This is a genomic window from Cohnella baijiui (genome assembly GCF_020731285.1).
GTDB lineage: Bacteria > Bacillota > Bacilli > Paenibacillales > Paenibacillaceae > Cohnella.
Genome location: NZ_JAJFOW010000075.1, coordinates 1 through 11,327 on the forward strand (window position 1 = coordinate 1; position 11,327 = coordinate 11,327).

The 11,327-nt window shown below is 60.4% G+C and carries 7 protein-coding genes; all 7 read right to left on the reverse strand.

Annotated elements, in window-relative coordinates; genetic code table 11:
- Positions 1-222: 222 nt before the first annotated feature.
- On the reverse strand, positions 223-1,194 hold the full coding sequence (locus LKX83_RS31295; RefSeq protein WP_227887111.1) for an iron-hydroxamate ABC transporter substrate-binding protein: 972 nt from the start codon (positions 1,192-1,194) through the stop codon (positions 223-225).
- Between the two features lie 291 nt (positions 1,195-1,485).
- Positions 1,486-2,853, reverse strand: coding sequence for a nucleotide sugar dehydrogenase (locus tag LKX83_RS31300; protein WP_227887112.1), 1,368 nt, complete (start codon positions 2,851-2,853; stop codon positions 1,486-1,488).
- Between the two features lie 40 nt (positions 2,854-2,893).
- Positions 2,894-3,703, reverse strand: coding sequence for a response regulator transcription factor (locus LKX83_RS34565; protein ID WP_227887114.1), 810 nt, complete (start codon positions 3,701-3,703; stop codon positions 2,894-2,896).
- A 43-nt stretch (positions 3,704-3,746) separates the two neighbouring features.
- Positions 3,747-5,144 (reverse strand): glycosyltransferase family 2 protein, encoded by a 1,398-nt coding sequence (locus tag LKX83_RS31310; protein ID WP_227887119.1) that lies wholly within the window; start codon positions 5,142-5,144, stop codon positions 3,747-3,749.
- A gap of 43 nt (positions 5,145-5,187) precedes the next feature.
- The gene (locus tag LKX83_RS34570; protein ID WP_227887117.1) at positions 5,188-6,360 is read right to left on the reverse strand and encodes a HEAT repeat domain-containing protein; all 1,173 of its coding nucleotides are present in this window, start codon (positions 6,358-6,360) and stop codon (positions 5,188-5,190) included.
- Between the two features lie 3 nt (positions 6,361-6,363).
- On the reverse strand, positions 6,364-8,766 hold the full coding sequence (locus tag LKX83_RS31320; RefSeq protein ID WP_370639165.1) for a hypothetical protein: 2,403 nt from the start codon (positions 8,764-8,766) through the stop codon (positions 6,364-6,366).
- Between the two features lie 13 nt (positions 8,767-8,779).
- Complete coding sequence (gene glmS / locus LKX83_RS31325) at positions 8,780-10,609, reverse strand: glutamine--fructose-6-phosphate transaminase (isomerizing) (protein ID WP_227887118.1); 1,830 nt, start codon at positions 10,607-10,609, stop codon at positions 8,780-8,782.
- Positions 10,610-11,327: the final 718 nt, after the last annotated feature.

Genomic DNA, 11,327 nt, shown 5'->3' on the forward strand with positions numbered 1-11,327 from the left:
AGTAAACCGCTCCACCCTCCCGAAATGACCCTAAATAGATGTACGAATGCAACTATTTTACTGAACGACCCGAACCGAGCGCAAACAAGGCTATATGGCATATACCAGTGGCGAACCATCGGCCAGAATCCGACGAATTTTCACGAAGACCCAACTGATTCATTCGAAACCAGCCTAGCAGATTGCCAAGCGTCCGAGGCAGCCGTCCTACCGAACACCCGATTACTCGCCGAGGAAATGCTGCCGGAAGAACGTCAGCTGGTATTCCAAGCTCAGCGGATCGTTAAAGTAGAACGACTTGGCGTCGGCTTCGAAGACGCGATTGTTCTGAACGGCGGGAAGACTCTTGAAGGTCTGGGTGCTTTGGAAGGAGCTGTCCTCGTCCGCGTTTTTGCTGAAGATGATATAGTCGCCGGCATAGTCCTTCAGCACCTCGGTCGACAGGGCGAAGTAGCCGTCGGTACGAGTCGCTTCCTTGACCTTGGCCGGCATCGAGAGGCCGAACGGGCCGTAGAGGAGCTCGGTGCCGCGTCCGAAGTTTTCTCCGTACACGTAGAGCTGCTTGTTAAACGTCTCCATGACCGAAACGGTCGCATCCGCGCCGATTTTCGCCTTGATTTCTTCCCCGGCTTTTTGGGCTCTGGCCTGGAATTCGTCGACCCAAGCCTGCGCTTCCTGTTCCTTGTTCAGCAGCTTGCCGATCTCGAGCTGCTGCTTCAGGTAGTCGACTTTGCCGTAGGTGTACGTGACCGTCGGCGCGATCTGCTTGAGCTTGTCGACGTTTTGGATGTCGGATAAGCCGATGATGAGGTCCGGATTCAGCTCGATGATCTTCTCGAGGCTCTCGTCCGTCACGGCCGCCGCGTCTTTGAGCTGATCGGCGAACCGCGGATTTTCCTTGGACATCTCGTCCGCGCCGACGAGCGGCACGCCGAGCGCCATGACGTTGCCGGTCAAAAATCGGGTCAGCACGACGACGCGCTGCGGATGCGTCGGCACTTCGACCGGACCGGCTTCGGATTGGTAAGTAAATGTGGCGGCCTCCGCGGAAGCCTGTGCCGACGGCGAGGCGGACGGGCTGGCCGAAGAGCTGGCGGACGGTCCCGCATCCGCGCCGGCGTTCTTTTCTTTGCCTCCGCAAGCGCTCAGCAGCAGGGCAAGGGACAGGACGGCGGGGACGATAAGCTTTTTCATCTGGCAACTCTCTCTCCTTTGCATAGATGCGGACGATTTCATAGCGGATTGCATTCGAACTCGTTCATATGATAATGAGAATCATTATCGATTAAAGACTTTTCTCATTATAGGGATAAGAGAGAAGCCTGTCAATAGCTGGAACGGAGCGGAACGGAGCGGAAGACCTCTCTCCGCTCGGGCGACCTTGCCGGTAACGCGCCAAAGAGGCTGCCCCTTCGGGACAGCCTCTTGGCCTATCTTGCCGGCCGCCATGGCCGGGCGTATGGATGTTGGAAACGCGAGCGGCGCTCAGCCCACCGAGGAAGCCGCCGCGACTTCGTAGCGCTTGCGCTCGACCGGCGCGCCGATCTTGTGGATGTGCGGCATGTCGAACTCTTTCAGCGCGTTGCGCGTGTCGAGGATCGGGACGCCGAGTCCCGCCAGCTCCGCATAGTTGAACGCGTTGTGGTCCGTGATGAGGACGAAGCAGTCGTAGCCGCGGAAGCGGTTCGGCTCGTACGCCACCGAATGGACCGTATCGCCGTGCGCGTCGCGGAACGTAGCGGCCAGCGGGTCGTAGTAGTCGACGGTCGCGCCCTCCTCTTTGAACAGCTCGTACACCTCAAGTCCCGGCGACTCTCGCAGATCGTCGACGTTGGGCTTGTACGCCATGCCGAGGATGAGGATGCGCGAGCCGCGAACCGACTTGGACGAATGGTTCAAAATATGCGAAGTCTTGTTCACGACATAATACGGCATGTTCGTGTTGACCGATTGCGCCAGCTCGATAAAGCTGCTGTAGAACCGGTAGCCCTTCGCCTTCCAGGACAGATACATCGGATCGAGCGGGATGCAGTGGCCGCCGATGCCCGGTCCGGGGTAGAACGGCATGAACCCGAACGGCTTCGTGCTCGCCGCTTTGATGACCTCCCAGATGTCGATGGACATCCGTTCGCACATCATCGCCATCTCGTTGATGAAGGCGATATTGACGCTGCGGAACGTATTTTCCAGCAGCTTGGACATTTCCGCCACCTTCGGCGAGGAGACGGGCACGACGGTCTCTACGATGTTTTCGTAGAGCAGGCTGCCCAGCTTCGCGCATTCCGGCGTCGTGCCGCCCAGCACCTTGGGCGTATTGTACGTCGCGAACCGCTCGTTGGAAGGGTCCACCCGTTCCGGAGAAAAGCAGAGGAAGTAGTCCTGTCCGACCACCCAGCCTTCCCGCTCCAGCACGCGCTCGATGAGCTCCTCCGTCGTGCCGGGATAGGTCGTGCTCTCGAGGACGATAAGCCCGCCTTTTTTCATGTACCGTTTGATCTGCTCGACCACGTGGACGATATGGGACGTGTCCGGGTCCTGATTCGCGCTGAGCGGCGTCGGGACGCAGATCGATACGGCATCCAATTCGGACAGCGCGTCAAATTCCGTCGTCGGGCGGAACTTGCCGCTCTCCACGGCCTCCCACAGCTTGTCGTTCGGGACGTCCTGTACGTAGGAGATGCCGGCCTGCAGCTGCGCAACCTTGCGGCCGTCGAGATCGATCCCGTGAACCTCGAAGCCCTGGCGCACCATCTCCACCGCCAGCGGCAATCCGACATACCCGAGGCCGACGACGCCCAGCTTGGTGTTCTTCCGTTCGATCGTGCGTCTTAAACGCGTGTAGTTCGCATTCATGATGAAGTCCCCTTTCGGTCGTGTATGGATAGAGACAGGGTCAGAGCAGACGCTCGATGCGCGCTTCCAGCTCCACCGGGGAGAACGGCCGCGTAATATAGTCGGCGACACCCAGCTTGAAGCAGCGGCTGATCGTATCCTCCTCGCGGTTGTCCGTGAAGACGACGATCTTGCTCTTCGCGTCAGGATCTTCCCGATGCATCCGGATGAGGAAGTGGAAACCGTCGATGCCGCTCAGATTCAGGTCGGTAATGACCATGTCCGGATGCTCCTGCCGGAACAGATCGAGTCCCGCCTTGCCGTCGCCGGCCGCCAGCACCCGATAGCCCTTCATCTGCAGCCGAAGCTGCAAATACCGGCGCACCTCCTCGTCGCTGTCGACGAGCAGCACCGACTGCGTCTCGTTCGACTGGTACAGCTCGTGGAACAGGATGAGATTCGGATCGAGCGGCGCTTGCTCGAACAAGTCCGAGAGCGCCTCGAAAAACTGGGGATTGCGCTCCGCCTGCTCCGCAGCGCCTGCGAGCAGAATGCTGTACGCGCCGTCGGCCATCTTGGCGAGCAGCCGCTTGATCCGCAGCGCCGTATAGTGTGACCGGTTCCAGCTCGCGCCGAACAGCAGGAAGGCGGCGCGATGCCGGTCCGCCTCCGCGAATTCGCGCACGGCGACGCCGTCCTCCGGCTCGACGATCGCCCGGATCGCCTGCATCGTCTCGCCCCACGACCGTTCAATCCGGACGAGGATGATGCCGCAGTCCGTCCGTTCATTTTCTTCCGCGAGCCAATATTGCTCCACGTACGCTTGGTACATTTTCTCGTGCCACTTGCTTGCCTCCAACGGCTTGGTCACCGCGAAACGCCTCCTTTTTTCGTCATATGGAACCGCCTGAATGCTATGCGCTCGACTTGGTCGCCGAGTCTTCGTTCCAGCTCTGGCGCGTCATGACGCCCCATGTGTTGTTTTTGCGCAAAAACTCGATATGCCCTTGCAAGCGCCATAGGACGCCAAGCTGGTAATAGCCAAGAAACATGAGGACGGAGAAGCCCATCATCTTGAACAGATCGCGCATGCGCGGGTAGCGGCGAAAGCCGATCTCCTCGAGCACGAGCGAGCCGACGGCCATCAGGTAGCCGGTCAGAAAGTTGATGATCGCGTAGATGAGGAGCACCCGCCACTGCGTCATGTCCATCGCCACATAGCCGATGAGCGCGAGCAGGCCCGTGATTTTCACGTATGGGTTCAGCGTCTCGAAGATGACGTTGTACGGCATCGTTAGCATACCGAACTGCTTGTACTTAGGCCGGAAAATCATGTCCCAGTTCTCCAGCATGTTTTTGAGGTTGCCCCGCCCCCAGCGCTTGCGCTGGCTGCTCAGGATGCGGTACGTATCCGGCGCCTGCGTCCAGCAGACCGCATCCGGGCTGTAGGCGATTTTGTACGGCAGCTTGTTCTCCAGCATGTAGCGGTGCAGCTTGATGATGATGTTCATATCCTCGCCGGGGTAGCCGTCCCGGTAGCCGCCGACCTTGACGACCTCTTCCTTGCGGAACATGCCGAACGCGCCGGAGACGATGATCAGGCCGTTGATATGGCTCCAACCGATCCGTCCGCCGAGGAACGCCTTCAGATACTCCAGCGTCTGGAACATCGGCCACATCTTGCGAGGCAGGCGAACGTCCTTGACGACGCCGTCTTCGATCCTGCAGCCGTTCGCGATCCGCACGTTGCCCCCGACCGCGACGATGCGCCCGGGATCCTCCATGTACACCCGCGCCATGCGGATGAGCGCATCTTTCTCCAGCAGGGAGTCGGCATCGATCGAACAGATGAGCGGATAGTGGGAAAAATTGATGCCGGCGTTCAAGGAGTCGGCCTTGCCGCCGTTTTCCTTGTCGATGACGTACAGACGCGGATAAGCCGGATTGTGGTAGATGGCTTTGATCTCCGTACAGTCGATCTCATAGGTGACCGTCTCGCTCTCCAGAGGGGTCAGCTGGAAGGCTTCGATCAGCTTCTCCACCGTCCGGTCCTTGGAGCCGTCGTTGACGACGATGACTTCGTAAGTATGGTAGTTCAGCGTCAGCAGCGACTTGACGTTGTCGATGATCGTCAGCTCTTCGTTGAAGGCCGGAACGAGCAGCGAAACCGGCGGCACGTACGAAGAACCCGACAGCGAACGAAAGCGCGCGTAAGTTTCGCCCTTCAGCATCCCGTAAATGCCCCGATAGGAGAAAAACAAGATGCAAAAATAGATCAACGTAACCGCCGCGACGTAGAACGTCGCGGCCATCCCGTAGCCGTATAACCAATCTCTTAACAAGCGAGATCCCTCCTTACCTGTCGGCCGGCAGCTCGCGCCCGCGGCCGCCGAAGTGGTCCTCGAAAACGAATTGCCGCATGTTGCGCTCTGCCATTATTTCGATGCTTGCCTCGGCGGCCGCGCCCGTTCCCATCGCCTCTTGCAGAACGAGACGGGCGATGCTCGCGGGAAACTCCGCCTCCGGTCCTTTGGCCGCTTCGCACAAGGCGTTGAACCCTTCTTCGCCGAGCTGCGCGAGCGCTTTGCCGCTGTTGTAGCGGACCTTCCAATCGGCGTCCGCCAGCGCTTCCCGGAGCAGCGCGACGCTGTCCTTCATGCCTAGCGCGCCGAGGCTGCTGGCGACCGCTGCCCGAATGTCTCCGTCGCGATGCGCCATGAGCCTGCGGATCTGCTCCAGCGAGAGCTTGCCGCTGCCGCGGACGAGGAGGCCCGCCGCTTGGGCGCGGACGACTTTGTCCTCCGCGTCGACCAGGTGCGTGAGCGCCGCCGCGACCTCCGGCCGCGTGTGTGTTTTCAGCACCGCCAGCGCCAGCTTGACGAGGCTCGTCTCGCCGGACTGGAGGAACGTCTTCACGACGTTCGCCTCGTCCAGGTCGGACTCCGTCAAGATATCTGCGACAAGCAGATAAGCTTCCTTGTTCCGCGACAGCAGCAGGGCCGCCATATCCCGAAGCTCGCCGGGACGGCGCGCGCACCGGGCGATGGCCCGGGCCACGATAAAGGAGAGCGCGCCGGGCTTCGTCCCGGAGAGCAGCTTCATGAGCGCCGGGACGGCATCCGCGTCCCGCATGCAGCCGAGCCGATAGGCCGCGTCCAGCCGCACGCTCAGGAAGGAACTCTCCAGCCGGCCTCGCTCGCGGGCCGTCCACCCCATCTCCTCGCAGAGGCGGACGAGCTTGGCCTGCTGCGTGCCGCGCGTCTGCTCGATCCAGGGCAGGAGACGCTCCTGCACGGCCCGCCGCTCTCCGCCTCCCCGCAGATCGGGCGGAGGGCTGAGCGGCTCCTCGCCCTCCAGATTTGCGAGCACGTACGTGAACCAATCGTCATGCTTGGCGAGACCGCGGGCGAGCGTGCGGTTCCGATACGACTGGACGAGCTTCATCCCGACCAGGACGCAGAGGCCGGTCGCGATGACGGCGACCATGAGATAGATGAGATAGATGGCTGCTTGCTGACTGAGTAGCACGTTTTAACCTCCCGTCTTCGGTTGTGCGCCGATCGTCTTGTATATGTCTTGCATCGCGTAGTAGCTCGGTTTGAGCCGTTCCGCGAAGTTCACTTCGTCCCAGTCCGCCCACGTATACGGGGCCACCTGGCTGAGCGGATACGGACCCGCGCCGGACGCGCCTAGCCCTTTTACTTCCTTCGTCTCCCGGTCCTCGAACCAGGGCAGGAAACGGATGCCTTCGGTTTTCGTCAGCTTAAACGCCTTGTCCGGCATCTCGTAGCTGATCGCCTGATGCGTGCTGGGGTCAGCCAGGCCGAGCAGCATCCACGGGATGCGCATCTCGATGAAGTCGCCTTGGTACTGCCACATCGCGAGCGAATCGTAGGCCGGATCCTTGGGGTCGTTGGTTCCCCGCGGCAGCTTCCCGGTGTCCGCGTCTTCGAACGGATGGGCGTACTTCGTATCCGGCGGCTCCATCTTGAGGCTGACGGGCAGCTTCCACGGATTAAACAGGCCGGAGTCGTCCTTGATCTCCTTCTCGGACATGACGATCATGCCGTATACGTAACCGTACAGACGCTTCAGAAGATCGTAGTTGGCCGCGATCTTCACCTCGGACGCGTCGTCCTCGCCGATCGCGATGACCGTCTCGAGCCCTTCGTCCAGCGTCCGGTCGCCCAACTCCGCCCCGTGCTTGTTGCCGCCGGGCAGCGAGTCCGTGCCGATGTAGAGCTGCTCCTCGGCCGGATCGAAGTCGTGATCGAGCTTGATGCTCAAGTAGACGTACGCTTCGTCGTGGGCCGCCCACATCTCCCGGATGCCGGGAACGTCCACCGCAAGCTTCGTCTTCTCGGACTTTTTCAGCTTGCTCCAGTCCTTCGGATCGCCGTCGATGCGCAGCCGATCCTCGAGGCCCGAATACATGCCGAGGACGCCGAACTGCTTTTCATTCGTGAGCACGTTGAGCCAGTAGGCCCGCCGGTCTTCCGGCAGCTCCATCGGCACCGTGTTCCACGTCTTCTTAAACCATTCGTCCTGCCACATGAACAGAATGGCGCCGGCATAGCCCTCTTCATGGATGATGCGCGTGAGATCGGCGTCGATTTCGCCTTGCGCCTGCTCGTTGTGTCCCCCCTGCGAGCGGCCCAGCGGCGCCTGGTGCGAGATGCCCGCCGAAGACGGTACGCCGTATTCGGTGATCATGATCGGCATGCCTTTGTGATAGGCTTTGAGTCTTTTGAGATAAATCTCGTAAGTGTCTTGGTCGGTTTTCTTCGGCGACGCGGAGGCCGCAGAGGCGGCATCCTTGACCGTGCTGCCCGCAGTCTTGCTCTTGGTGTCAGTGCCGGTTTCGCTCGTTTTGGCGGTACCGGCATCCTTGCCCTTGGCGTTGCCGCTCGCGTCGGCACCCGCCGTCTTCGCAGCCGCGGAAGCGTCCTCGTACCGGAAAAAGTCGGGATAGTAGGGATACACGTGATAGGTCACGAGATAGCCCGCCTGCCAGTCGATCGGCTTCACGTGCGTCGCGTCGACGCTGACCATGTCCTCCGTAAAGAGCGGTTCGGACGGATGATCGAGCACGTCGGTCGTCACCCAGTTGGTGAACGACATCGGATGCTCCCAGCCGTAAGGCCGCTCGGTTTCGGCGGCGTGGTCGATCATCTCCGCAAGCCAAGCCTCAAATGGCGTCGCCTTCGCCGTCGTGGCGAAATGCGCGCCGGCGTAGGCAGACTTGTCCCGATGCTGCTTGTTCGTATTCGCGACCATTTCCGGATCCCATTCCGTCCCGATGCTCCAGGCGAGCAGGTACGGGCCGGCGTTCGCCTTGTACTTGCCCGAAGCCGCGCCCTGCGTTTCGGGCAGTGTCAAGTCGCCGTACACCGCATGGACCGCGCGGTTGATCTCCTCGCGGAACGAGTCGCGGATTTCCGGCAGATAGGCGTCCCGCTTCTCGATCAACTGCTCCTCCGGCGACCAGATGCCTTGAACGAAGAAAAGCGGATCGTCCGCGTGCTTGCGGTTGAAGTCGACGAGCGCGTCGTAGAACGCCGGCTTGTGGATCGTATAGATCCGAATGACGTTCGCGCCCATCTCCTTGATCTCGCCGAACCAACGCAAATAGTCTTTGCGCGTTAACGGGAGCTCTCCGGGAAAGTGTCCGGGCAGCGTCGCGCCCAGGTTGACGCCCTGAACGAACAAGGGCTGCCATTGTCCCTCCCGAAAGATCTCCACGGATTCGCCCTCGGTCTTGAACTTCAGCTGCGTGCCGTCTCCGGTGACCTGCATCTCGACGCTGGCCGTCGCGTAGTAATCCCGGGCGAAGAACCCGCCCGCGACGGCGGCGAGGATGACGATGCCGCAGGCGGCGCCTTTCCACCCGCGCCACCAAGGGCGTTTGGGCCTGTCGCTTAGGTATGTGTCCATGCGGTGACCACCTCTATTCGACCGTTACGCTTTTGGCCAGATTGCGAGGCTTGTCCACGTCGTGACCGAGCGTTACGGAGGCGTAATAAGCGAGGAGCTGCAGCGGGATGACGGCGAGCGCCGGCGCGAGCATCGGGTGCGTATCCGGAATGGTCAGCGTCCGCTGAACGTGCGCGGCCAGATCCGGCTGCCCATCGGAAGCGATGCCGAACACCTGCGCGCCTCGCGCGATCACTTCCTTGATGTTGCTGACGGTCTTCTCGTACAGCTCCGGCTGCGTCGCGAGCGCGACGACGGGCGTTCCTTCTTCGATAAGCGCCAGCGTGCCGTGCTTCAGCTCGCCGGCGGCGTAAGCTTCGGAATGAATATAGGAGATCTCCTTGAGCTTGAGCGAGCCCTCCATGGCGAGCGCATAGTCTGTGCCGCGGCCGATGAAGAACAAATGCTCCTGCCAGGCGATCGATTGCGCATAGGATATGACGCCGCTTGCGTCTTCCAGCAGGAACGCAGCCTGTTCCGGCAGCTTCGCGAGCGCTTCGACGATCGGACCGACCTCTTCGGCCGGAAGCGTTCCTCTGGCGCACGCCAGGTGCAGCGCGAACAAATACAGCACGAGCAGCTGCGTCGTATAAGCCTTCGTCGACGCGACGGAAATCTCAGGACCCGCGCAGGTGAACAGCACATCGTCCGCTTCTCGAGCCGCCGTGCTGCCGACGACGTTGGTGATGGCCAGGACGTGGGCGCCTTGGCGGCGCGCCTCTCGCATGGCGGCAAGCGTATCCGCCGTCTCGCCCGACTGGCTGACGATGATAACGAGCGTTTCCGGCGTGATCAGGGGCTGGCGATACCGGTATTCGGAAGCGACGTCCGTCAGGACGGGCAAACGCGCCCACCGCTCGATGGCGGCCTGACCGACGAGACCGGCGTGATAGGCCGTGCCGCAAGCGACGACATGGACGTTGCGGAACTGCCGGAGCCGCTCCGCGCTCAGTTTCAGCTCGGGCAGATACACCCACGGATAGCCGGTGAGCAGACGGCCGGCGAGCGCGCGCCGGTATGCTTCGGGCTGCTCGTGGATTTCCTTCAGCATGAAATGGTCGTAGCCGTCCTTCTCGGCGACGGCCAGATCCCAGTTGACGCGCAGCGGCGTCTTGGCGATCAGATTGCCTTCGATCGTCATGAGCGTGACGCCTTCTCTGGTCAGCACGGCCATCTCGCCGTCGTCGAGAATGTAAACGTCGCGCGTATGCTCCAGAATGGCGGGGATGTCGGAACCGACGAAGTGCTCGCCCTCGCCGAGCCCGATGATGAGCGGGCTGTGAAGCCGCACCGCGACCAGCTTGTCCGGCTCGTGCGCGGACAGCACCGCCAGCGCGTATGCTCCGCGCATCTTTTTCGTCGCGGCTTGCACGGCTTTGGCGATATCGCCCTCGTAGTGCGCGGCAATCAGGTGGGAGACGACCTCGGTGTCCGTCTCGGAGACGAATTGAGCGCCTTGGGCGATGAGCTCATCTTTCAATTCCAAATAGTTTTCGATGATGCCGTTATGCACGACGGAAAACTTCATGCCGTTGTCCGTATGCGGATGCGAATTCAGATCGGACGGTCGCCCGTGCGTTGCCCAACGGGTATGGCCGATGCCGATCGAGCCCGCGAGTATTTCGCCTTGGAGCCGGTCTTCCAGCTCACGGATGCGTCCTTGCGACTTGACGACCTTCAATCCTTGGTCCGAACAGACGGCGATGCCGGCCGAATCGTATCCGCGATACTCCAGCTTCTTCAAGCCGTTCAGCAAAATATGCTGGGACGGCTTGCCGCCGACATAGCCCATAATGCCACACACATGGATTCCCTCCTACGCCTATTCATCTTTTATTGTTGTATGGTTTCGTTGCATCTCTTTTGTTTGGATGGTTTCGCATTGTGGATCGTAACGTCGATGCGACGAACCGTACCAAGCCTTACTCACCCTCACACTATAAACCCCTCGGGGCATCCGATACTTTAGAATTCATTAACGACGCGAATGTAATTTTTAATGCAACCTGACATGGCGTGTCGAGGAGGCGACAGTTCGTAGCGAAAAAAAAGTTCTCTCGGAAAGCGTAGCCAATGTAGGAGGGAGTAGGATTGCCCGTAGCCAATCGTGTCCACTCCTGCGCATGAGAATGATGATAACAAGATGAGAAGTTTATCATTGAATTTCTAAGAATCGCTAAGAGGGAAGGATTTGGCTATTTTCAAGCGAGGCATTCGTGTGTAATTCGCAGCCTGCCATGATCTTGTGGGGGTAGGGGAGTACTTTTCTGAGCGGCGTTCCGGGAGGGCGGGAAGGAAGCTCGGCGGGGCAAGTCCGCCGCAACTGAAAGGGCGGGGAGCATCAACTTCTCGAAAGGGTCCGCCGGCCGGTCGGATATATATGTGCAGAAAATAATACTTCTCATGTCTCTCTAAGACTTCTCAGACGGCCAAGTACAGTAACATCTACCGCACTTGACTCATCCCAGCCACGCAAACGGCTATGAGCGAGAAGATATACTGCTCTTGGGCTTCCGGTGTCC